At 68.2% G+C, this 21,291-nt stretch carries 22 protein-coding genes and 1 tRNA gene; 17 read left to right on the top strand and 6 right to left on the bottom strand.

Features of this window, described 5'->3' with window-relative positions; genetic code table 11:
* Window positions 1–78 precede the first annotated feature (78 nt).
* Window positions 79–1,593, top strand: a complete 1,515-nt coding sequence (locus ACWEIJ_RS08320) for a sodium:solute symporter family protein (RefSeq protein ID WP_449836497.1) — start codon at window positions 79–81, stop codon at window positions 1,591–1,593.
* Here ACWEIJ_RS08320 and ACWEIJ_RS08315 read toward each other — a convergent pair.
* Window positions 1,583–1,918, bottom strand: a complete 336-nt coding sequence (locus ACWEIJ_RS08315) for a hypothetical protein (RefSeq protein WP_449836496.1) — start codon at window positions 1,916–1,918, stop codon at window positions 1,583–1,585. The two genes, ACWEIJ_RS08320 and ACWEIJ_RS08315, sit on opposite strands and share 11 nt — an antisense overlap.
* 118 nt (window positions 1,919–2,036) lie before the next feature.
* Between ACWEIJ_RS08315 and ACWEIJ_RS08310 the strand changes: the two genes are divergently transcribed.
* Window positions 2,037–2,453, top strand: coding sequence for a hypothetical protein (locus ACWEIJ_RS08310; RefSeq protein ID WP_449836495.1), 417 nt, complete (start codon window positions 2,037–2,039; stop codon window positions 2,451–2,453).
* Here the strand turns inward: ACWEIJ_RS08310 and ACWEIJ_RS08305 are convergent.
* Entirely contained in the window at window positions 2,450–3,847 is a 1,398-nt protein-coding gene (locus tag ACWEIJ_RS08305) for a hypothetical protein (protein WP_449836494.1), read from the bottom strand. The genes ACWEIJ_RS08310 and ACWEIJ_RS08305 overlap by 4 nt on opposite strands.
* A gap of 575 nt (window positions 3,848–4,422) precedes the next feature.
* Window positions 4,423–4,493, bottom strand: a tRNA-Gly gene (locus tag ACWEIJ_RS08300).
* A 72-nt stretch (window positions 4,494–4,565) separates the two neighbouring features.
* Here ACWEIJ_RS08300 and dcd point away from each other — a divergent pair.
* Window positions 4,566–5,147: a dCTP deaminase gene (gene dcd, locus ACWEIJ_RS08295; protein ID WP_449836493.1), complete on the top strand. Its 582-nt coding sequence runs from the start codon at window positions 4,566–4,568 to the stop codon at window positions 5,145–5,147.
* A gap of 3 nt (window positions 5,148–5,150) precedes the next feature.
* On the opposite strand, the gene ACWEIJ_RS08290 is transcribed toward dcd, so the two are convergent.
* Window positions 5,151–6,131 carry a cation diffusion facilitator family transporter gene (locus ACWEIJ_RS08290; RefSeq protein WP_449836492.1) on the bottom strand — a complete coding sequence of 327 codons (981 nt, stop codon included), beginning with the start codon at window positions 6,129–6,131 and terminating at the stop codon, window positions 5,151–5,153.
* A gap of 202 nt (window positions 6,132–6,333) precedes the next feature.
* On the opposite strand from ACWEIJ_RS08290, the gene ACWEIJ_RS08285 reads away from it, so the two are divergent.
* The 5 genes from ACWEIJ_RS08285 to ACWEIJ_RS08265 all read left to right on the top strand — a co-directional run bounded on the left by ACWEIJ_RS08285 (window position 6,334) and on the right by ACWEIJ_RS08265 (window position 10,706).
* Window positions 6,334–7,608, top strand: coding sequence for an SdrD B-like domain-containing protein (locus ACWEIJ_RS08285; protein WP_449836491.1), 1,275 nt, complete (start codon window positions 6,334–6,336; stop codon window positions 7,606–7,608).
* 175 nt (window positions 7,609–7,783) lie between these two features.
* Window positions 7,784–8,335: a MarR family winged helix-turn-helix transcriptional regulator gene (locus ACWEIJ_RS08280; RefSeq protein WP_449836490.1), complete on the top strand. Its 552-nt coding sequence runs from the start codon at window positions 7,784–7,786 to the stop codon at window positions 8,333–8,335.
* A gap of 160 nt (window positions 8,336–8,495) precedes the next feature.
* Window positions 8,496–8,957, top strand: coding sequence for a hypothetical protein (locus tag ACWEIJ_RS08275; RefSeq protein ID WP_449836489.1), 462 nt, complete (start codon window positions 8,496–8,498; stop codon window positions 8,955–8,957).
* A gap of 85 nt (window positions 8,958–9,042) precedes the next feature.
* Window positions 9,043–10,293: an SdrD B-like domain-containing protein gene (locus ACWEIJ_RS08270; RefSeq protein ID WP_449836488.1), complete on the top strand. Its 1,251-nt coding sequence runs from the start codon at window positions 9,043–9,045 to the stop codon at window positions 10,291–10,293.
* A gap of 32 nt (window positions 10,294–10,325) precedes the next feature.
* Window positions 10,326–10,706 (top strand): phage holin family protein, encoded by a 381-nt coding sequence (locus tag ACWEIJ_RS08265; protein ID WP_449836487.1) that lies wholly within the window; start codon window positions 10,326–10,328, stop codon window positions 10,704–10,706.
* 61 nt (window positions 10,707–10,767) lie between these two features.
* Here the strand turns inward: ACWEIJ_RS08265 and ACWEIJ_RS08260 are convergent, their stop codons facing one another.
* Window positions 10,768–12,987 (bottom strand): (Fe-S)-binding protein, encoded by a 2,220-nt coding sequence (locus ACWEIJ_RS08260; protein ID WP_449836486.1) that lies wholly within the window; start codon window positions 12,985–12,987, stop codon window positions 10,768–10,770.
* 125 nt (window positions 12,988–13,112) lie between these two features.
* Between ACWEIJ_RS08260 and ACWEIJ_RS08255 the strand changes: the two genes are divergently transcribed.
* The 9 genes from ACWEIJ_RS08255 (at window position 13,113) to ACWEIJ_RS08215 (ending at window position 20,376) form a co-directional block, all read left to right on the top strand.
* Entirely contained in the window at window positions 13,113–13,457 is a 345-nt protein-coding gene (locus tag ACWEIJ_RS08255; RefSeq protein WP_449836485.1) for a DMT family transporter, read from the top strand.
* Window positions 13,454–14,029: a TetR/AcrR family transcriptional regulator gene (locus ACWEIJ_RS08250; RefSeq protein WP_449836856.1), complete on the top strand. Its 576-nt coding sequence runs from the start codon at window positions 13,454–13,456 to the stop codon at window positions 14,027–14,029. Before ACWEIJ_RS08255 ends, ACWEIJ_RS08250 begins: the two co-directional genes overlap by 4 nt.
* Before the next feature lie 4 nt (window positions 14,030–14,033).
* Entirely contained in the window at window positions 14,034–14,588 is a 555-nt protein-coding gene (locus ACWEIJ_RS08245) for a hypothetical protein (protein ID WP_355438207.1), read from the top strand.
* A gap of 81 nt (window positions 14,589–14,669) precedes the next feature.
* Window positions 14,670–15,500, top strand: a complete 831-nt coding sequence (locus ACWEIJ_RS08240) for a DUF4097 family beta strand repeat-containing protein (protein ID WP_449836484.1) — start codon at window positions 14,670–14,672, stop codon at window positions 15,498–15,500.
* Between the two features lie 191 nt (window positions 15,501–15,691).
* The gene (gene dnaK / locus ACWEIJ_RS08235) at window positions 15,692–17,551 is read left to right on the top strand and encodes a molecular chaperone DnaK (protein ID WP_449836483.1); all 1,860 of its coding nucleotides are present in this window, start codon (window positions 15,692–15,694) and stop codon (window positions 17,549–17,551) included.
* Window positions 17,548–18,183, top strand: a complete 636-nt coding sequence (gene grpE / locus ACWEIJ_RS08230; protein ID WP_449836482.1) for a nucleotide exchange factor GrpE — start codon at window positions 17,548–17,550, stop codon at window positions 18,181–18,183. The genes dnaK and grpE overlap by 4 nt, the downstream gene beginning before the upstream one ends.
* Window positions 18,184–18,362: 179 nt before the next feature.
* Window positions 18,363–19,523, top strand: a complete 1,161-nt coding sequence (dnaJ, locus tag ACWEIJ_RS08225) for a molecular chaperone DnaJ (protein WP_449836481.1) — start codon at window positions 18,363–18,365, stop codon at window positions 19,521–19,523.
* 5 nt (window positions 19,524–19,528) lie between these two features.
* Complete coding sequence (locus tag ACWEIJ_RS08220; protein ID WP_449836480.1) at window positions 19,529–19,957, top strand: heat shock protein transcriptional repressor HspR; 429 nt, start codon at window positions 19,529–19,531, stop codon at window positions 19,955–19,957.
* Window positions 19,954–20,376: a hypothetical protein gene (locus ACWEIJ_RS08215; RefSeq protein ID WP_449836479.1), complete on the top strand. Its 423-nt coding sequence runs from the start codon at window positions 19,954–19,956 to the stop codon at window positions 20,374–20,376. Before ACWEIJ_RS08220 ends, ACWEIJ_RS08215 begins: the two co-directional genes overlap by 4 nt.
* Before the next feature lies 1 nt (window position 20,377).
* Here the strand turns inward: ACWEIJ_RS08215 and ACWEIJ_RS08210 are convergent, their stop codons facing one another.
* Window positions 20,378–21,265, bottom strand: a complete 888-nt coding sequence (locus ACWEIJ_RS08210; RefSeq protein WP_449836478.1) for an SDR family oxidoreductase — start codon at window positions 21,263–21,265, stop codon at window positions 20,378–20,380.
* Window positions 21,266–21,291 lie beyond the last annotated feature (26 nt).

Below are 21,291 nucleotides of genomic sequence, written 5' to 3'. Positions count from 1 at the left end.
CCGTGCGGATGTGCCAGGTTCCGCCGCCATAGGCCTGGTGCTCTCGCGGGCACACGTGTGTGCACGCAAGGAGGTCACATGGGCACCCTCGATTGGGTCGTGGTCGTCGGCTACTTCTTCGTGATGGTCGCGATCGGGCTCTGGTCACGCGGGCGAGTCCACAACATCGCCGACTTCTTCACGGCAGGCGGCAAGATGCCGTGGTGGTTGTCCGGCATCTCGCACCACATGTCGGGCTACAGCGCGGTCATGTTCGTCGCGTTCGCCTCCGAGGCGTACCGGCTCGGCCTGACGGTCTACGTGTGGTGGTCGCTGACCATCGGCATCGGCGTCGGCATCGGCGCGTTCCTGTTCGCGCCGCGGTGGAACCGGTTGCGCGCGAAGCACAACGTCGCGTCGCCGCTCGAGTACCTGGCCAAGCGCTACAACCTGCCCACCCAGCAGGTCATGGCCTACGCGGGTGCGCTGCTCAAGGTCGTCGACATCGCCGCCAAGTGGGCGGCCGTGGCGATCCTGCTCCGCGGCTTCGCGGGCGTCCCGATCACCTGGGGCATCATCATCATCGGCCTGGTCACGATGGTCTACTCCGTGCTCGGCGGCCTCTGGGCCGACGCGCTCACCGACTTCGGCCAGTTCGTCATCCAGGCGGCCGCGGGCTTCGCGATGTTCTTCGCCGTCGCCGGTCGCCTCGGCTGGGACTTCCCCGCGACGATCTGGGACAAGCTCCCGGAGAGCCACAGCGACCCGCTGGCCGGCCCGTACACGTCGACGTTCCTCATGGCGCTCTTCCTGATCAAGACGCTCGAGTACAACGGCGGCATGTGGAACCTGGCGCAGCGCTACATGGCCGCGCCGTCCGGCTTCGCGGCCAAGCGTTCCGCGCTGCTGTCGTCCGTGCTCTGGCTCGTGTGGCCGCTCGTGCTGTTCTTCCCGATGTGGGCCGCGCCGCTGATCGTGCCGGGCCTCGAAGGAGCCCAGGCGGAGAGCGCGTACATCGAGATGGGCAAGCAGATGCTGCCCGCGGGCATGATCGGCCTCGTCCTGGCGGGCTTCTTCTCGCACACCATGGCCATGGTGTCGTCGGACGCGAACGTCATCGCCGCCGTCATCGACCGCGACATGCTGCCCCACGTGTGGAAGAGGGTGAGGTCGTTCTCCGCGGACGGCCAGCTGCTGCTCGCCCGCATCACGACCTTCACCTTCATCGGCATCAGCATGATCATTGCGATCGCCTCGGGAGGCCAGGGCTTCGTGCTCAAGGTCGTGGTCGACCTGGTCGCCGCCACGATGGGCCCGATCGCGATCCCGCTGATGCTCGGCCTGCTGCCGTGGTTCCGCAAGATCGGCTCGACGGCGGCGATCGCCTCGGTCGTCGGCGGCCTCGCCATGTGGGCGTTCCTGTACATCGAGCAGATGAACAAGGCCTCCTGGGTCACCAAGGGCGTGCTCGTGTCGTGGCCGCTGCTGCTCTCGCTGGTGCTCTACCTGTCGATCGGCTTCCTGAAGAAGGAGCCGTCCGCCGAGCGCGACGTGCTGCTCGACTCGCTCAACAGCGACGCGGGCGAGACCGAGCCGGAGAAGGTCAGGGCGTAGCCCGTTCGTTCTTCATGATCCTCGCGGCGGCGCATCCGAACAGGGTCGCCGCCGCGAGCCAGATGTAGGGCATCGGCGTACCGGTGTAGGTCGAGGCGGTCGTCGCCAGCACCACCGTCGCGCCCGCCACCAGCCCGGTCGTGTGCGTGACCGGGAACGGGCTCTTCAGCACGGTGATGACGGCGATCGGCACGAGCAGGAAGCCGTAGGCCAGCACGCGGGTCAGCAGGTTGGCGTGGTCGACGACCTCGTACTTGAGCGCCGGCACCGCGAGCACCGTCAGCAGCACGCCGATCGCGAGCCCGATCATGAGACTCAGCAGCACGGAGCGTCCTTGCCACATTCGCGTCATGCGGTTCAAGACGTGCACATCACTCGATGGTTGCCGTGGCGTGCGTCATCGTCACGAGACTCGTGCGGGCCGCGCATGCACAGTGGATGGCATGGGTACGTGGTGTCCTGCAGATGACGCGGAACTGGCCGCGGGTTGGCGGCTGTGGCTGGAGCTGAGCGACCGCGTCTACCCGGACCCGTCGTGGGACGGCACCCCCGCCGACGCGATCCGGCAGGTCCGCGAGCTGCTGGCGGCCTGCGAGTCGATCCGCCTGGACTACCTCGCCGAGACCGCACGGCCGTCGATCGCGCTGTTGCAGCTGCTGCAGTCGATGCCGTTCGTGGCGTCGTTCCCGGTCGACCTGTGGCACGACGACACGCACCCGTTGGACGTCGAACGCGCCGAACTGCTGCACGGCGACCTCGCGTCGTTCGCCAGCCACGTGGCCGGTGTGCGCGCTGCGCTGGCACGTGGCGGCGGCTGGGTGGAGCTGGACCGCCGCCCGTGGGGCCTGCCGGTCGACTAGAGCGGCGCCGACACGTGGTCGAGCGTCCAGTGCCCGCTGCCCGCCGTGCCCTCGTTGCAGTACCAGGAGTGCAGCGTCGTCCCGAAGACGTGCTGGAACACGCACGCCGAGTTGTCGCCGTACACCGGCCCGTCCGGGATTTCGTAGAACGGTCCCAGCGGGCTCGTCGACGTGAGCACCCTGGTCTTCCAGACGATGTCCTGCTCCTGCGTCTCCACGGCCAGGTAGTAGAGGCTGCCGACCTTGATCACGTGCGGCGCGGCCACGAGCTCCTTCGAGAACGCGACCAGCGTGCCGATGTCGGCGGGGTTCGTGGTGAGCAGGGCGTCGAAGCTGTTCGCGGCCTTGACCCGGATCTCGTACGTGTCGTCGACTCTGCGGAACCAGTACAGGTACACGTGGCCGTCGGCGGGGTCGCGGAACAGCGTGGGGTTGCCGTTCTCCACGGTCTGTTCCTTGACGATCGGTACGCGCGTGGTGAACGTCGTGCCGTTCAGCCCGTTGGTGCTCTTGTGCCCGACGATGTAGTACGCGCCGCCGTCCGGGTTGCCCCCGCACCAGTAGACGTTGTGCACGATGCCGATGGTGTTGTCGGGGTTCACGAGAGCGCACGCCCACCGCTCGCCGTTACCGCTGAACAACGGAGTGTTGGACTGCGTCCACGTGCCGTTGAGGTCGTTGGTCCTGGCGGTGCCGATGCCCGAGCACTCGTGGTGCCCCCAGTAACCCAGGTACCGGAAACCCTGGTTGACCGCGGGTGACATCGCGGGGTTCACGTCCAGCACGCTGAACGTGTGCGGGTGGTCGTCCCCGCTGCTCCACGACATCGGGCTCAGCACGGCCTTCTGCGGCGTCCCGAGCGCGAAGTAACCGGTCTGCGAGCTTTGCGTGCGCTCCGGGAACGCGAAGAAGAGCTGCGTCTTGTTCTGGTACCCGTACGACGCCATCTGCGCGTCGGTGAGCTCACCCTGGCGCAGCGTCAACCAGTCCCGGTCGCCGGGGTGCCACCACCGGTTGATCGCCACGGTCCCCGGCACCTGCGTCGCGTAGGCGTAGTACTGGAACGTCTTGTTGATGTAGCCGTTCGCGGTCATCGAGGCGTCCGGGATGGACCCGGCCGGCACGTCGACCCAGTCCTTGTCGCCGGGATGCCACCAGCGGTAGTTGGCCACCATGCCGCTGTTGCCGACCATGCTCACGTAGAACTGCGGAATCGTGACGGCCTGATACCCGAACGAGGCGAGCTGGGCGGCCGTCGGCTGGTTCCCGTGCGCCGGCACGGACAGCCAGTCCTTGTCCCCCGGATGCCAGTAGCGACTGACCGCACTCGGCGCGCCGGTGTTCGGAGTGACCTCCAGCGGCCCAACGGCGGTTTCGGCGGTTTCGGTGCTCATGCGATGCCTCCCCCTGCTGTGCTGAGCGGTGTAACCGACCGTCGCAAACGCCAGGTGGGGTGTTTCGGCGCGTGATGCAATCGTGACGGACGCCGGCCCTGGTTCACCCAGAACGCCCATAGCACCCCCAAAACGCCAAAACGTTTGGACCTGGAGAACGTTTGGCCTGGAGCTGGCAGGAGGCTCCGCGGTTCGGCGCGGATGCCACCCAGCCAGGTCTGCTCGGGTGGGTGGAGGTCTACGGCCGCTTCTGGGGTCCGGGGCGAAGCCTCCGGCTGGGTCTGCGAGTCGGCGGGTGGAGCCCTCTGTCCGGAGATCAGAGGTCCGCAGGGGGAAGCCCTCCAGCTGAGATCAGGGCATCCGGAAGAGAAGTGTTCCGACCTAAGGTTCTGGGGGCCCAGGGGCGAAGCCTTCCGCCCGGTCCTGGGGGCCCGGGGGGCGAAGCCTTCCGCCCGGTTCTGGGGGTCCGGGGGCGCAGCCCCCGGCTGGGGGTCTGGGGGCTCGGCCCCCAGAGAAAAACCGAGAGGCCGAGGAAGGTCTGCGCCTTCTGCAGACACACCTCGGCCTCGGTCGCGAGCGGGTGACGGGAATCGAACCCGCCTCTACAGCTTGGGAAGCTGTCGTTCTACCAATGAACTACACCCGCATGAGCAAGCTCGCAGCCGATCATACACAGCGCGGCAACGCCTCGTCGCCGAGACTCGGTTAGCCTGTCCGGGTGCTGCTGAGTGACCAGGATCTGCGCAAAGAGGTCGAGTCGGGCCGTCTGCTGCTCGACCCGTTCGACGTCGAGATGGTTCAGCCGTCGAGCATCGACGTGCGACTGGACCGGTTCTTCCGGGTCTTCAACAACACCAAGTACACGCACATCGACCCGTCGGTGCAGCAGGACGACCTGACGAGCCTGGTCGAGGCGCCGGAGGGCGAGCCGTTCGTGCTGCACCCCGGCGAGTTCGTGCTCGGGTCCACCTACGAGCTGGTGACGTTGCCGGACGACCTGGCCGGGCGGCTCGAGGGCAAGTCCAGCCTCGGCCGGCTCGGGTTGCTCACCCACTCCACCGCGGGCTTCATCGACCCCGGCTTCTCCGGCCACATCACGCTGGAGCTGTCCAACGTCGCGAACCTGCCGATCACGTTGCACCCCGGCATGAAGATCGGGCAGCTGTGCCTGTTCAAGCTGTCGAGCCCGGCGGAGCACCCGTACGGTTCGAAGCAGGCCGGCAGCCGGTACCAGGGGCAGTGCGGGCCGACGCCGAGCCGGGCCTACCTCAACTTCCACCGCACCGACACGCGCCGCTAGCGCTCAGCTCAGCTCGCCGTACCGGTCGAGGACTCGGCGCCGGAGGTTGGGATCGGTGCGGGGGACCGGTTCCAGGAAGATCTCGTCGAGGTCCGGGAACTCCGCGCGCAGTTCCGCGGAGACGCGCACGCAGGCGTTCTCCAGTTCGAACGCCGTGAGCGTGTCGTTGAAGTCGAGGCGTGCGCACAGCAGGACGCGGTCGGTGCCGATCAGCATCGTCAGGATGTCCACGACGGCGTCGACCTCCGGCACTTCGGCCAGCCGGCGCCAGATCGCCTTCACCAGCACGGGGTCGGCCTGGCGTCCGATCAGCAGGCCCTTGTTGGTGCGGGCCAGGACGTACGCCACCAGCGCCAGCAGGACGCCGATCGCGAGCGAGGCCAGGCCGTCCCAGAACGACGAGCCGGTCAGCTGGTGCAGGCCCAGGCCGCCGAACGCGAGCACCAGACCGATCAGCGCGGCGGAGTCCTCCAGGAACACCGTCTTCACGGTCGGGTCGTCGGACAGGCGCAGGAAGTCGAAGAAACCGCGGTCGTGCGCGGCGGCCTCGCTGCGCACCTGCCGGAACGCCTGCGTCCACGACACGCTCTCCAGGACGAAGGCCAGGGCGAGCACGATGTAGCCGACCAGCGGCCGCGTCTGCTCCTCAGGTTCGCCGAAGATCGTGCGGAAGCCTTCGTAGAACGCGAACATCGCGCCGGAGGCGAAGATCGAGACGGCCGCCAGCAGCGACCAGAAGTAGCGCTCCTTGCCGTAGCCGAACGGGTGGCGGCGGTCGGCCGGGCGGTCCGAGCGGCGCAGTGCGGTCAGCAGCAGCGCTTCGGTGAACGTGTCGGCCACCGAGTGCGCGGCTTCGGAGAGGATCGCCGCCGAACCGGTCAGGACGCCCGCGATCGCCTTGGTGACGGCGATCGCCAGATTCACCAGCAGCGCCAGAACTACGGTGAGTGTGCTTTCGCCAGAGCCCGCCTGCTTCTCGCTCATGGCGATCACTCTAGGCCTCCGGGCGCTGGCGCACAGTACTGAGTGCAACCCGCTGACCGGCGAAAATCACGGTTCGATCTCGGGTGGCAACCGGGCACACCCCTCGAACGACTCTATAGCGACCGGACGCTGGAGCGGCTGGGAAAATCCACTGAAAATGTGCGGCTCTATTTGTGCTGCGCAAAATCCTGGGGGCAGGAAAATGAGCATCAAGATTCGCGCCGCAGCCGTCACCGTGGCGACCTCCCTGGTCGCCGTGCCGCTCGCGTTGTCCGGTACCGCACTCGCGCAGGAGGAGCCGCAGCCGAGCGGTTACATCGGGGGCGTTGTCTTCAACGACCTCAACGGCGACGGCAAGAGGCAGGACAACGAGCCCACGATCCCGTACGTGGACGTCATGGTGAAGGGTTCGGACGGCAAGGCCTACCCGTACCCGACCACCAGCTACGGCAACTGGTTCGTCAAGCGCGCGCCGTTCGGCGAGTACGAGGTGAGCTACGTCGACCCGAAGCTGGGCAACACCACGCCGACGACGGTGAAGGTGGACCTCAAGGGTGGTGTCGACGGGGTCGACTTCGGTGTTCGCGGCGGCTCGATCTGCGGCACGGCGTGGAGCGACACGAACGAGGACGGCAAGCACCAGGCCGGCGAGCCGGTGCTGTCCGGCCGGCAGATCTACCTGAAGGCGCTCGACAAGCTCGTCGAGACGGGCGCGGACGGCGGCTACTGCTTCGACAACCTGCCGGCCGGCGACTACACGCTCGCGTACACCAAGAAGACGGGCGACCCGCTCGTGCTGACCACGCCGACCGGCGACTCGAAGTTCGACTGGGTGAACAACCAGACGAGCGCGATCAAGGTCGGCAAGGGCGAGCAGGTCAAGGGCGTCGACGCCGGGTTCAAGAAGGCCCGCTACGACCTGAAGGCCGTGCAGATCGTCGTCGCCAACCCGCACGCGACCGACGGGGACACCTTCAAGGTCGGCGACACGCTCGACATCTACGGCTCGATTGCGGGCAACGGCAACGCGCCGGAAGGCCTCGGCGGCACGCTGACGCTGCCGGAGGGTCTGCGCATCGTGGAGCCGATCGGCGGGCTCGCCCCCGGCGCGATCGTGCAGGGGCAGCAGGTGGTCCTGCCGTTCGGGCCGAAGGAGCACCCCGGCCTCGTCGAGTTCCTCGGTGCCAGGGTCGTGGTGGAGAAGGAGTTCACCGGTGCCGAGATCAAGTGGGTGGCCGGCAGCGACAACGTCGACTCCGACCCGTCCAACAACGTGCTGACCCGCAAGATCAACGCGGTGGCCGCCCAGCCGCAGCCGCGGGGTGACGAGCCGGTCGTCCAGGCGCCGGAGATCGAGAAGACCGCCGCGCTGGCCAACACCGGTGCCTCGCCGATCGGTCTGGGTGCGGTCGGCCTGGGCGCGCTGACCCTCGGTGGCCTGGCGCTCTACGGCGCTCGCCGTCGTCGCAGCGCCTGATCGTTACTGCATTCGAGTGACATTCGCGGGGCCGGGCAACATTCTGCGGCCCTGTGGTGTCTTAAGGCTGGGATCTGCTCCGGGGGGACGCTGATCACCAGGGGGTAAGACGGAACGGCCCGCGTCCGGGAGAGACGCGGGCCGTTCTGCATGCGGCCGCAACTACCATCGTGGGATGGGCAAGCGTGGTGCGGACGACACCGATGCCGAGGTCGAGTCGTGGAGGGCCATGGTTCCGGCGATCGATCCGGTGGTCGAAGGCGTGGTCGACCGGGTGCACCAGATCAGCAAGTACCTCGACTTCCTCGCCACGGAGATCGCCGCGCCGCACGGGCTGAACCGCGCCGACTACGAGATCCTCGCCCGTCTGTTCTGGATCGGGCCGCCGCACCGGCTCACGCCCAAGCAGCTCGCGAACGGCACGCTGAGCCCGGCCACGACGATCACGAGCCGCCTCGACCGGCTGGAGAAGGCCGGCCTGGTGATCCGCGAGCTCGACCCGAGCGACCGCCGGTCGTTGCCCGCGACGCTGACCGACGCGGGCCGCGAGATCTTCCTGCAGATCGTCGCGGGTCAGGCCGAGCGGGAGAGGGACCTCTTCACCGCGCTGCCCGGCGGTGACCTCGAGAACCTCCGCGACCTGCTGCGGCAGGTGATGGAGGTGCTGGCGGGCGAACTGGGTCCGGCACACCGTCGCACGAGGCTCGCGCTCGACGACAAGGAGTAATTGCTACGAACTCGTACTATCCGATATCGTGCTAACTGGGCGCGAGAGGGAGGGGTGCGACATGGGCGGCTACCCGTTGTCCGAGTGATCGATTTCCGTGCGGCTTCGCCAGAGGCTGTGGTAGACCGGCTGCGGTACAACCACACACTGGGGGATTCACGTGAAGAAGTACTTCGCGGTGGCTTTGGCGACCGCATTTGTGGCAACGACCGCTGTCGCGGGGACGGCGAGCGCGGACGTCGGACCCGCCGAGCCCAAGGGTGAGATCGCGGTCGAGGGCTTCACCTGGACGCCGTGGAAGATGAACTACGTCCTGGGTGACGTGGTCGACGCGAAGTTCACCATCGCCAACCGCGGCGAGGTCGTGGAGCAGCCGTCGATCTGGTTCGGCTCGTGGACGGACAAGATGCTGGCGCACAGCGACAACTTCGTCCGCTCCGGCTCCGACTGGGCGCTGAAGGACCCGCTGGCGCCGGGTCAGAGCGTCGAGATCACCGTCCGCGCCGAGCTCACGCACGCGGGTCTCACGGCCATCAACACCCACGTCGGGGAGAGCCCCGCGGGCGAGGCCGACACCGACAACAACTGGTACGTCGGCCCGATCTACGTCGAACAGCCCTGATCGCGGGTCGCGTGATCTGCATCACGCAACGCCTGTCCCCCGGATTTCGATGTCTCAAGTGGAGTGATCGATCTCTGGGGGACAAGTGAACAAGCTCATCGCCGTCGGGATGACGGCTGCCCTCCTCCTGCCCGTGGCCGGCACCGCCGGCGCGCAGGAGGAGAAGATCTCCATCGGTGGTCTGGTCTGGTTCGACCGCAACAGCGACACGAAGCGGGACGACACCGAGCCCGGTGTGCCGAACGAGAAGATCATCAAGATCGTCAAGGACGGTACGGGCGAGCTCGTCGGTGAGTACCAGACCGACGAAAAGGGCAACTACAGCGCCAACGACCTGCCCAAGGGCAAGTACGTCGTGTCCGTCGAGGTCCGCGGCCGGTACTCGGTCACGGGGAAGGGCCAGGCGACGACCGAGGGCGGCACCGTCGACTTCGGCGTGCGTGGCGGCATGCTCACGGGTTACGCGTTCCTCGACCAGAACCGCAACGGCTCGCTCGACGAGAACGAGGGCGAGCGCCGTCTCGAACCGGGCACGCTGAACGGCAAGAAGCTCGAGGTCCGGCGGGACACCAACCAGTTCGTGGTCGACGACCTGCCGTTCGGCCGGTACGAGCTGGTGGCGACGGACTACCGCCGCGAGGGGCTCACCCTGGTGGACAGCAAGTCGTCCAGCGCGTTGGACTGGGTGACCGGCAAGCGGGTCTACGACATCGACGACAGGTTCACGTCCGCGCCGATCGACATCCGGTACTTCAACCCCAAGGGCGACCTGGCGATCTCGACGCCCGTGCTGTCGCCGGCCAAGGACGTCTACGTCGTCGGCGACGAGGTCGAGGCGACGTTCCAGATCACGAACAAGGGCGAGGCACCGGAATCGCCGACCTTCACGACCGGGAAGTGGTCGTTGACCACGTTGGCGCACAGCGACAACGTCGAACCCACGCCGGGCTCGTACGACGAGTTCGCGGTCAAGTCGCCGTTGCTGCCCGGGCAGAGCATCGACGTGAAGATCCGCGTCAGGTTCGACACCACCGAGCCGGTGCAGGTCAACGTCCTGGTGCGGCCCAGCAGGTGGGGCGACGACCCGTTCAAGGACAACGTGCGGGTCGTGCCGATCAAGATCGCGGAGAGGAGCGCGGAGATCAGCACGCCGCCGGCTTCGAGCACGACCACCGCGCCGCCGGCCACCACGACCACCCAGGCCGTGGCCAAGGCTGGTGACAAGTCCGGTCTCGCGTCGACCGGTGCCTCGCCGCTGGGCTTCCTCGCCCTCGGCGCACTGCTGCTCGCGGCCGGGCTGGGCGCGTTCTTCGTGGCGCGCCGCCGCCGTTCCTGACCACATAGGACCCGCCACGGTTAGTCTGCGGCATGGGCATTCTGGTGCATGTGCTGCTGACTGCCGTGGCGGTCTGGGTCTCGACGGCCCTCCCCGGCATCGATCTGGGCGAGGGCAGCACCGGATCGCGGATCCTCACGCTGATCGGCGTCGCGGTGATCTTCGGTCTGGTGAACGCCGTGGTGAAGCCGCTCGTGAAGTTCTTCGGCTGCCTGTTCTACCTGGTGACGCTCGGGCTGATCGGGCTCGTCGTGAACGCGTTGCTGTTCATGTTCACCGGGTGGATCGCGGAGCAGCTCGACCTGCCGTTCCGCGTCGACGGCTTCTGGCCCGCGTTCTGGGGCGCGATCATCGTCGCCCTGACCGGCTGGGTGCTGAACGTGATCTACGACAAGATCACCGAGAACGACTGACCCGCAAGCGGAAGAGGCCCTCGGTCCGGTGTGGACCGAGGGCCTCTTTTCGGTGCGGTGCTTACGCGTTCGCCTCTTCCGCGGCCGGGGCCGGCTGTCCGCGCTTCACGGATTCCAGCAGCATCTGCGCCACGTCCACGACCTCGACGTGCGCACCGGCCTGGCCGTCGGACTGACGGGCCGTCACGCCGTCGGTGAGCATCACGCGGCAGAACGGGCAGCCGGTCGCGATCTTCGACGGCGCGGTCGACAACGCCTCGTCCACGCGGTCGATGTTGATGCGCTTGCCGATCCGCTCCTCCATCCACATCCGGGCGCCACCGGCACCGCAGCACATGGAGCGTTCCTCGTGGCGCGGCATCTCGCGCAGCTTCGCGCCGGACGCACCGATGAGCTCACGCGGTGCCTCGTAGACCTTGTTGTGGCGGCCCAGGTAGCACGGGTCGTGGTAGGTGACGTCCTCGGTGACCGGCGCGACCGGCACCAGGCGGCGCTCGCGGACCAGCTTGTTCAGCAGCTGCGTGTGGTGCACGACCTCGTAGGTGCCGCCGACCGACGGGTACTCGTTGGCCAGCGTGTTGAAGCAGTGCGCGCACGTGACGACGATCTTGCGCTGACCGGCTGGCCGGTCCTCGAAGACCGAGTTGAGGACCTCGACGTTCTGCTGCGCGAGCATCTGGAAGAGGAACTCGTTGCCGGCGCGGCGGGCCGGGTCACCGGTGCAGGTCTCCTCCGGGCCGAGCACCGTGTACTTGACGCCCGCGGTGTGCAGCAGCTCGGCGACGGCGCGGGTGGTCTTCTTCGCGCGGTCCTCGAAGGCGCCGGCGCAGCCGACCCAGAACAGGTACTCGGCGTCGCCCAGCTCGCCGTCGAACACCGGCACCTCGAACTCGAGACCCTCGGTCCACGCCAGGCGGTCCTTGGCGTTCTGGCCCCAGGGGTTGCCCTTGTTCTCCAGGTTCTTGAACATGCCGCCGAGCTCGGTCGGGAAGTTCGACTCGATCAGCACCTGGTAGCGGCGCATGTCGACGATGTGGTCGACGTGCTCGATGTCGACCGGGCACTGCTCGACGCACGCGCCGCAGGTCGTGCAGGACCACAGCACCTCGGGGTCGATGACGCCCAGCTCGTCGGGGCCGCCGACCAGCGGGCGCTCGGACTCGGCCATGGCCAGCACGTCGATCGACTCGAGGCGCTTCTTGTAGTCCTCGTACTTGTCCTCGACCAGGCCGACCTCGTCACCGGCCATGTCGCGCGAGCCGCCGGCCAGCAGGTACGGGGCCTTGGCGAACGCGTGGTCGCGCAGCTGGGTGATGACCAGCTTGGGGGACAACGGCTTGCCGGTGTTCCAGGCGGGGCACTGCGACTGGCAGCGGCCGCACTCGGTGCAGGTGGAGAAGTCGAGCCAGCCCTTCCAGCTGAAGTCCTCGACCTTGCCGACGCCGAACACGTCCTTGTCCGGATCGGCCTCCTCGAGGTCCAGCACCTTGCCGCCGGACATCATCGGCTTCAACGCGCCCAGCGCCACGCCGCCGTCGGCCTCGCGCTTGAAGTAGATGTTGAAGAACGCCGAGAACCGGTGCCAGGCGACGCCCATGGTCAGGTTCCGGCCGACCACGACCAGCCAGATCATGCCGGACAGCAGCTTGACCAGCGCCATGACCGACACCCAGATGGCGGCGGACGGCAGCAGGTGAGCGAGCGGCTGCGTCACGAACGACGTCCACAGCGGCGCCTCTTCCAGACCGCTCGACTGCTTGAACGCCTTCACGCCGAGGATGCCCAGACCCTCGATGATCACGACCGCCTCGACGAAGTACGCCGACTTGAAGTCGGAGCCCTGGAAGCGGGAGACGCGGTCGGCGCGGCGCGGGTGGTTGCGCTGGCGGATGATCGCGAGCGCGACGCCACCGACGACGGTGCCGAGACCCAGCAGCTCGACCAGCAGCAGCCAGATCGACCACGTGCCGATGATCGGCCAGTGGAAGTGCGGGTCGAACACCTCGCCGTAGGCCTCGAACAGCACCGCGGAGCCGATCAGGAAGCCCCACATCACCATCCAGTGCCACGGGGCGACCGAGCGGAACTTGGCCATCCTGGTGTGCGCGACGAACTCGACGATCAGCGTCCTCAGCCGCGGCCAGAACGGGCCGTTGCGGGTCCCGTCCGGCTGGCCCAGCCGGATGATCTTGATCATCTTCCAGACGCCGGCGACGAACACGGCCCAGGCGACGACGCTCACCGCTACCGCGACGAGTCCGAGAACCAGCTGGAGGGTCATGGCGGGAGTCTAGGCCACGTTACTCGTGGGTAACCACTTGGACGTGGCCGGTGTCTCCTCACGTACCGGTCAAGTATCCGGAAGTTGATCAAAAACTTATGGAACAATTGTTCCAGTAGTTTGTGATGGGCAACCCGGAGGTCGCCGTGCTGTACCTGTATCTCGCTGCGGCGATCGTCGGAGAGATCGCCGCCACCGTGTCGTTGAAGCTGTCCGAGGGCTTCACCAGACCGTGGCCATCGGTGGTCGTCGTCATCGGCTACGCGATCGCCTTCACGGCTCTTTCGCGCGCGTTGAAGTTGGGTATGCCCGTGGGCGTCGCCTACGCAGTCTGGTCCGCGGTCGGCGTGGCAGCGGTGGGGATCATCGGCTGGAAGTTCCTCGGTGAGACCCTCAACCCCACGATGGTCATCGGGTTGGCCTTGATCATCGGAGGCGTGGTGACGCTGGAGCTCGGGAGGGCGCACTGACCGCAGTGGTTGACGGCCGCAAGGCGCGCGGCGAGAAGAAGCGGCGGGCCATCGTCGAGGCGACGCTGCGGGTGATCGAGCGCGAGGGCGTCGCCGGGGTGACGCATCGCAGCGTGGCGCGTGAGGCCGGCGTGCCGACGACGGCGCCCACCTACTACTTCGCGTCGATCGACGACCTGTTGATCGCCACGTTGTTGTGGGTCGCCGAGGAGCTGTGCGACCACATGCTGCAGATCGTCGCCAGCGGCGGTACCGCGCGTGAGATCGCTGCCTCTCTGGCGAAGTCGGTCAACGAGAACCGTGCGCGCACACTCGCCGAGTACGAGCTGTATCTGCTGGCGGGTCGTCGTCCCGAACTGAAGGCCGCCGCACGCCGGTGGCTCGACCTTGCCGTGGAAGTCGTCCGGCCCGCGGATCCGGTGGCGTTCCGCGCGTTCCTCGCGGCCGTCGACGGACTGCTGATCCAGGGCCTGATAGCCGATGTTGCTCCGAACGAGGAGGAGCTGGAGCCAATCGTGTCCTTCTTGATCCGCGGCCGCGACGATTTCACCCCTCCCGCGCGGGAACAATGAGGGCATGAAGTTCGCGCGAGAGGTGTCCGGAATCAGCCACGGGGTGAGCCTGGGGCTGCTGGCCGCGCTCTACGTCCGCGACTCGCTGGCGTTGTCCGTCGACGTCGAACCGCACGTGCCCGGCCTGGACCCGTCGCTGCCGGTGCAGGTGCCGGCCGGGGTGGACCGCGCCGCCGTGACCCGCGAGTGGCCGGGCTGGTGGACCGACGCGCTGGACGCGTGCACGCGCGGCGCCGAGCCGATCGCGCCGGAGAACGCCGAGGCGTTGCTCACCCGGCCGGCCTGTCGTGACGCGGTGCTGGCGCTGAAGCCCGGCATCGAGCAGCTGCACCGCGTGCAGGCCCCGGTCGCGCTGCCGATCGGCGACGTGCTGCGCGGCATCGAGTCGCGGATCGGCCGGTGGGCGCAGAGCGTGGAGCTGCACATCGCCGAGGTGCCCGTCGACGGCCTGCTGTGGGAGCGCATCGCACCCGCGCACGTCCTGGCGTCGACGCGGTTCCTGAACGACCCGGCGCGCACGGCGCCGGCGTTGCGCGCGGTCCTCGAAGACCTCGTCTGAGCCGGGGTAGGGACAACCCCACCCCGCCTTCGGGGGCTGACAGCCGTGTCGCCGATCCCCGCCGCCTCTAGTTTTGTGCTCATGCTGAGGACGGCGCTGGTGGCGGTGCTGATGGGGGCTCTGCTCTCCGGGTGTGGCATCCGCATCGTGAAGTACGAGTTCTCCGACGACCAGACGGTCGCGGAGAAGTTGACGTCGGTGCGGGTGCGCACCGGCTCCGAGCAGGTGTCGATCCGGTACGTGCCGGGGCTGTCCGAGACGAAGATCCACCGCCGGGTTCAGCACGCCAAGGACAACAAGCCGTCCGGCGTCTCGCACCACGTCGAGGGCACCACGCTGGTGCTCGACGACTGCGGCGACCACTGCTCGATCGAGTACCAGGTCCAGGTGCCGTCCACCGACATCGCGGTGGTGGGCGAGGACGTGAGGTCGGGGGACACCACGATCGAGGGGGTGGCGTCGGTCGACTACCGCAACGGCTCGGGCCGGATCGTGGTCCGCGACATCGCGGGCGACGTCCGGGTCGACTCCGGCTCCGGCGACTTCGACGCGATCAACGTCAAGGGCTCCGTGACCGCCACCCTCGGTTCCGGCCGGATCCGGCTGGACCAGCTGAAGGGCAAGGCGCTCGTCCACACGAGCTCGGGTGACATCACCGGCACCAGGCTCGACAACGACGTGACGGCGGACGGTGGTTCCGGCGACATCGCGCTCACGTTCACGTCGCCGCGGTCGGTGCGGGTGGACGCCTCGTCCGGGGACGTCACCGTGCGGGTGCCAGGGGGTCCGTACAAGGTCGACGTGGCGTCTGGCAGCGGTGACCGCACGATCGCCGTTCCGACCGATCCGGCGGCGCCGATGGCCGTGCACGTGAGCACCGGGTCGGGGAACGTCAGGGTGCTCGGGGGCTGAGCACCGCTGTGCTGGGGGAATGTGTCGAGGGCCACTCCACGCGGGGTGGCCCTCGGCGCGTTGTGAGGGAACAACCAGACCTTCCCCGCCGTTGGTTCAGTCAGAAAGCTTGAGTCGGGTAGGCTCAAGGTTGAGCGGGATGGCAAACTTGAGCCAACAACGCTCAACAAGTACTAGCGGAAGGAACTCCAATGGCGCGTGCAGTCGGCATCGACCTCGGGACGACCAACTCCGTCGTCGCCGTCCTCGAAGGCGGTGAGCCGACGGTCATCGCCAACTCGGAGGGCTCGAGGACGACCCCGTCCATCGTCGCGTTCGCGAAGAACGGCGAGGTCCTCGTGGGTCAGCCCGCGAAGAACCAGGCCGTCACGAACGTCGACCGCACCATCCGCTCGGTGAAGCGGCACATCGGCACCAACTGGAAGACCGATGAGATCGACGGCAAGCAGTACACCTCGCAGGAGATCAGCGCGCGCGTGCTGATGAAGCTCAAGCGCGACGCCGAGGCGTACCTGGGCGAGGAGATCACCGACGCCGTCATCACCGTCCCCGCCTACTTCGAGGACGCGCAGCGCCAGGCCACCAAGGAGGCCGGCCAGATCGCGGGCCTCAACGTGCTCCGCATCGTCAACGAGCCGACGTCGGCCGCGCTGGCCTACGGCCTCGACAAGGGCGAGAAGGAGCAGACCATCCTGGTCTTCGACCTCGGTGGTGGCACGTTCGACGTCTCGCTGCTCGAACTCGGCGACGGCGTCGTCGAGGTCCGCGCGACCTCCGGTGACAACCACCTCGGTGGTGACGACTGGGACCAGCGCATCGTCGACTGGCTGGTGGACCGCTTCAAGCAGGCCAACGGCATCGACCTGACCAAGGACAAGATGGCCCTGCAGCGGATCCGCGAGGCCGCCGAGAAGGCCAAGATCGAGCTGTCCAGCTCGTCCACGGCGTCGATCAACCTGCCGTACATCACGGTCGACGCGGACAAGAACCCGCTGTTCCTCGACGAGACGCTGTCGCGCGCCGAGTTCCAGCGCATCACGTCCGACCTGCTCGACCGCACCCGTGCGCCGTTCAACAACGTGATCAAGGACGCCGGCATCTCCGTCGGCGACATCGACCACGTGGTGCTCGTCGGTGGCTCGACCCGCATGCCCGCCGTCGCCGAGCTCGTGAAGGAGCTGACCGGCGGCAAGGAGCCCAACAAGGGCGTGAACCCGGACGAGGTCGTCGCCGTCGGCGCCGCCCTGCAGGCCGGTGTCCTCAAGGGTGAGGTCAAGGACGTCCTGCTGCTCGACGTCACCCCGCTGTCCCTCGGCATCGAGACCAAGGGCGGCATCATGACCAAGCTGATCGAGCGCAACACCACGATCCCGACGAAGCGTTCCGAGACCTTCACGACGGCCGACGACAACCAGCCGTCCGTGCAGATCCAGGTCTTCCAGGGCGAGCGCGAGATCGCGGCGCACAACAAGAAGCTCGGCATGTTCGAGCTGACCGGCCTGCCGCCCGCCCCGCGCGGCGTGCCGCAGATCGAGGTCACCTTCGACATCGACGCGAACGGCATCGTCCACGTGTCGGCGAAGGACCTGGGCACCGGCAAGGAGCAGTCGATGACCATCACCGGTGGCTCCGCGCTGCCGAAGGAGGACATCGACCGCATGGTCAAGGACGCCGAGGCGCACGCGGAGGAGGACAAGCGCCGCCGCGAGGAGGCCGAGGTCCGCAACCAGGCCGAGACGCTCGTCTACCAGACCGAGAAGGTCGTCAAGGAGAACGACGAGAAGCTCCCGGCCGACATCAAGGAGAAGGTCACCGCCGCGATCGCCGAGGCGAACGAGGCGCTCAAGGGCACCGACATCAACGCCATCAAGGCCGCGGTGGAGAAGCTCGCGACCGAGTCCCAGGCCATCGGCCAGGCGATCTACGCCAACGCGCCGGGTGCCGCCGGTGCCGAGGCCCCTGGTGCGGACGCGCCGGGTGCCGGCCAGGCCAAGGCCGGCGAGGACGACATTGTTGACGCCGAGATCGTGGACGAGGAAAAGAAGAAGTGACCGAGCCGAGGCACGCCGCCCCTGACGAGGAGCAGCCTCAGGTAGTCGTGAACGACCGGCACCGGATCGACCCCGAAACGGGTGAGGTCCGGGCGCCGGGTCACGCTGCCGACGAGGAGACGGCTGCTCCGGTTTCCGAAGAGCCCCTGGTCGCAGAGGTCGTGGACGAGGTGGCCGCCGAGCTGAAGACCCAGCTCGACGAGCGCACCGCCGACCTGCAGCGGCTCACCGCCGAGTACGCGAACTACCGCAAGCGGGTGGAACGCGACCGGGAAGCGGTGATCAACAACGCGAAGGCGGCCGTGGCCGCCGAGCTGCTGTCCGTCCTGGACGACATCGAGCGGGCCGCCGCGCACGGCGACCTGACCGGTGCCTTCAAGGCCGTGGCGGACAAGCTGGTGTCCACTCTGCAGAAGACCGGCCTGGAGCCGTTCGCGCACGAGGGCGAGGCGTTCGACCCGTCGGTGCACGAGGCCGTGCAGCACAGCACGTCCCCGGACGTCGACGGCCCGACCGTCACCGCCGTCCTGCGCCGCGGCTACACGTTCGGCGACAAGCTCGTCCGGCCCGCGCTCGTCGCGGTGACCGACCACGAGCCTGCCCCCGCCGCACCGCAGGCCGAAGAGAACTAGTGGCGTGACCCGGAACGTTGGCGGTGAGTTCACGCTCAGCAGGACGCCTCGCGGTACCGCCCCCGCGCCCGCGGACAACCAGTACGAGGACGCGGGGGCGGCACCGCGATGCGTCCGTCTGACCGCGAATTCGCACGTCAACGTTCCGCGCCACACCACCACGAAAGGAGGGACGTCCGGTGAGTGCTAGGGACTGGATCGAAAAGGACTTCTACCGCGAGCTGGGCGTCTCCTCCGAGGCGTCGGCCGACGAGATCAAGAAGTCGTACCGCAAGCTCGCCCGCGAGCTGCACCCCGACGCCAACCCCGGCGACGCCAAGGCCGAGGCCCGCTTCAAGGCGGTCTCCGAGGCCTACGGCGTGCTGTCGGACCCGGCCAAGCGCAAGCAGTACGACGAGGCCCGTCGCCTGTTCGCGGGCGGCGGCGGCTTCCCCGGCGGGTTCGGTGGCGGCGGCGGGTTCGACGTCAACGACCTGTTCGGCCGCGCGGCCCCGGGCACCGGTGGCGGCGGCCTCGGCGACCTGCTGGGCGGCCTGTTCAACCGGCGCGGCGGTGGCGGCGCGGCTTCCGCGACGCGCCCGCGCCGTGGCGAGGACGTCGAGACCGACGTCCGCATCGACTTCACCGAGGCGGTGAAGGGCGCGACGGTGCCGCTGCGCCTGTCGTCCCCCGCCGCCTGCACGACGTGCGGCGGTTCCGGTGCCAAGCCGGGGACCACGCCGCACACCTGCGCGACCTGTTCCGGTTCGGGCCTGGTCACCCGCTCGCAGGGCGCGTTCGCGTTCAGCGAGCCGTGCCGCGACTGCCGCGGGACCGGCCGGATCATCGACGACCCGTGCCCCGAGTGCGGTGGCGACGGCGTCAGCACCCGCACCCGCACGCTGACCGTGCGGATCCCGTCCGGCGTCGACGACGGCCAGCGGATCCGCCTTGCCGGACAAGGGGAACCGGGCCGCAACGGCGGACCGTCCGGCGACCTGTTCGTGCGCGTGCACGTCAACCCGCACAGCGTGTTCGGCCGTCAGGGCAACGACCTGACGCTGACCGCGCCCATGACGTTCTCCGAGCTCGCGCTCGGCACCACGTTGACCGTGCCCACGCTGGACGGCAAGGTGACCTTGAAGGTGCCTGCCGGTACCGCCTCCGGGCGCGTGCTGCGGGCTCGGGGCAAGGGGATCACCAAGCGGGACGGCACCGCGGGCGATCTCCTCATCACCCTGGAGGTCGCGGTGCCGAACAACCTGTCGGCTGAAGCTCGCAAGGCCCTTGAGGCGTACGCCGACGTGACGAAGGACCACGACCCCCGTGGTGAGCTGAACGCACTCCTTGAAGGGCGGTGAGTTCGGTGGGTTTTCCGTTCCCTCCCGGGACTGACGAGGACACGCCGTTCTTCGTGATCTCGGTGGCGGCGCAGCTCTCCGGTCTGCACGCCCAGACGCTGCGGTCCTACGACCGGATGGGTCTGGTGTCGCCGGGCCGCACCTCGGGTGGCGGCCGCCGCTACTCGATGCGGGACATCGTGCTGCTGCGCGAGGTTCAGCGGCTCTCCCAGGAGGAGGGCGTGAACCTGGCCGGGATCAAGCGGATCATCGAGCTGGAGAACCAGGTCGACGCACTGCGGTCGCGGATCACCGAACTCCAGCAGGAGCTCGCGCAGGCGTTGGCGGCAGCCGACTCCACGGCCGCCGCCGTGCACGCGTCCTATCGGCGAGACCTCGTGCCGATCCGGCAGGAGACCGCGCTCGTCGTGTGGAAGCCCAAACCTCGCAAGTGATCGAGCGCCTTTACGAGGTCTTCTCGGCGCCTCGTCCCCGAGTGGTCGACCACTGCGACCACTGCGTGAATCCGGAGGACGTGGCGCCGTTCACGACCGTGCCGCTGCGTGAGCTGACCTCCGAACAGGTCGAGAAGTACTGGCTGCGTTCCGGCACGATCGGCGACGAGAACTTCGCGCGCTACCTGCTCCCGCGCGTGCTGGACCTGATCGCGGCCGGTGAGCTCGACGCGGACTTCTACTGGCTGCGCATCGCGAACACCGCGCACGAGAACGGCGATTCGCGCGAACGGCAGGCGATCGAGGCGTACTACGACGCCACGCCGGTTGCGCTCGAAGCCCTCGTCGAGGAGTGCACCGGCGACAACGCTCCCGGCAAGAGCCTTGCGGAGTGGTTGCGCGGGCGAGGAATGCGCTGACTCAGCGCTCTTCGAAGTAGAACCCGGCTTCCAGATCGGCGAGGAGGCCGGGTTCCTTCGGTTCCCAGCCCAGCAACGCCTTCGTGCGAGCACCGGACGTCGGTGCGTCACGCGTGACCATGTTCGCGAGCGGACCGAAGTGCTCGTCCGGAACACTCCGCACCGGCACGTTCAACTTCCGCCCGATGGCCTCGGCGATCTCCTTCAGCGACACGGCTTCCTCCGCGACCGCGTGCAGGACCGAGCCCGCAGGAGCCTTCTCCACCGCCAGCCGGTAGAGCCGCGCCACGTCCAGCGTGTGCGCGGCGGACCAGCGGTTCGTGCCATCGCCCGGGTAGCCGGAAACGCCCGTGGTGCGGGCGATTCGCACCAGCAGCGGGATGAAGCCCGCCGTGTCGAGTTCACTGTGGACGGTCGGCGGCAGCACGGCGACCGCGCCGCGCAGGCCCTCGGCGTCGATGATCAGGTTGCGGGCCGTGCCGCGGCTGTGGTCGTCCGGGGCGCGCTCCTCCTCGGTGGCGGTGCGGCCGAGGCCCGAGTACGACAGCGTGCCGCCCGTGCCGATCAGCGGCTTGCCGGTGCCGGACAGCTCCTCGATGAACGCGCGGACGACCGCGAGGTCGGCGGCGGACGCACCGGCGTAGTCGCCCGCGAACATCTCCTCGTGCTTGAACGCCAGGTGGATCACCGCGTCGGCCTCGGCCGCGCCCTTGCGCAACCCGTCGAGGTCGTCGAGATCGCCGCGCTGGACGGTCGCGCCCTGGGCTTCGAGCCTGGCCGCCGAGGCGTCCGAGCGGGCCAGTCCGACGACCTGGTGACCGGCTCGCAGCAGTTCCGGTACGACGGCCGAGCCGACATGTCCGCTGGCACCGGTGACGAAGACCTTCATGATCTGCACATCCTCAAGTGATGGGA

The sequence above is a fragment of the Lentzea sp. NPDC004789 genome (assembly GCF_053601075.1).
The sequence above is the reverse complement of the archived record's forward strand: the minus strand, read 5'-3'. Positions and strand labels throughout refer to the sequence as shown.

Coding starts and splice junctions, on each gene's coding strand:
- ACWEIJ_RS08285 (WP_449836491.1), top strand. CDS start 6,334: ATGAGCATCAAGATTCGCGCCGCAGCCGTCACCGTGGCGACCTCCCTG.
- ACWEIJ_RS08320 (WP_449836497.1), top strand. CDS start 79: ATGGGCACCCTCGATTGGGTCGTGGTCGTCGGCTACTTCTTCGTGATG.
- ACWEIJ_RS08290 (WP_449836492.1), bottom strand. CDS start 6,131: ATGAGCGAGAAGCAGGCGGGCTCTGGCGAAAGCACACTCACCGTAGTT.
- dnaK (WP_449836483.1), top strand. CDS start 15,692: ATGGCGCGTGCAGTCGGCATCGACCTCGGGACGACCAACTCCGTCGTC.
- ACWEIJ_RS08265 (WP_449836487.1), top strand. CDS start 10,326: ATGGGCATTCTGGTGCATGTGCTGCTGACTGCCGTGGCGGTCTGGGTC.
- ACWEIJ_RS08210 (WP_449836478.1), bottom strand. CDS start 21,265: ATGAAGGTCTTCGTCACCGGTGCCAGCGGACATGTCGGCTCGGCCGTC.
- ACWEIJ_RS08240 (WP_449836484.1), top strand. CDS start 14,670: ATGCTGAGGACGGCGCTGGTGGCGGTGCTGATGGGGGCTCTGCTCTCC.
- ACWEIJ_RS08255 (WP_449836485.1), top strand. CDS start 13,113: ATGGGCAACCCGGAGGTCGCCGTGCTGTACCTGTATCTCGCTGCGGCG.
- ACWEIJ_RS08305 (WP_449836494.1), bottom strand. CDS start 3,847: ATGAGCACCGAAACCGCCGAAACCGCCGTTGGGCCGCTGGAGGTCACT.
- ACWEIJ_RS08245 (WP_355438207.1), top strand. CDS start 14,034: ATGAAGTTCGCGCGAGAGGTGTCCGGAATCAGCCACGGGGTGAGCCTG.
- ACWEIJ_RS08310 (WP_449836495.1), top strand. CDS start 2,037: ATGGGTACGTGGTGTCCTGCAGATGACGCGGAACTGGCCGCGGGTTGG.
- ACWEIJ_RS08260 (WP_449836486.1), bottom strand. CDS start 12,987: ATGACCCTCCAGCTGGTTCTCGGACTCGTCGCGGTAGCGGTGAGCGTC.
- ACWEIJ_RS08280 (WP_449836490.1), top strand. CDS start 7,784: ATGGGCAAGCGTGGTGCGGACGACACCGATGCCGAGGTCGAGTCGTGG.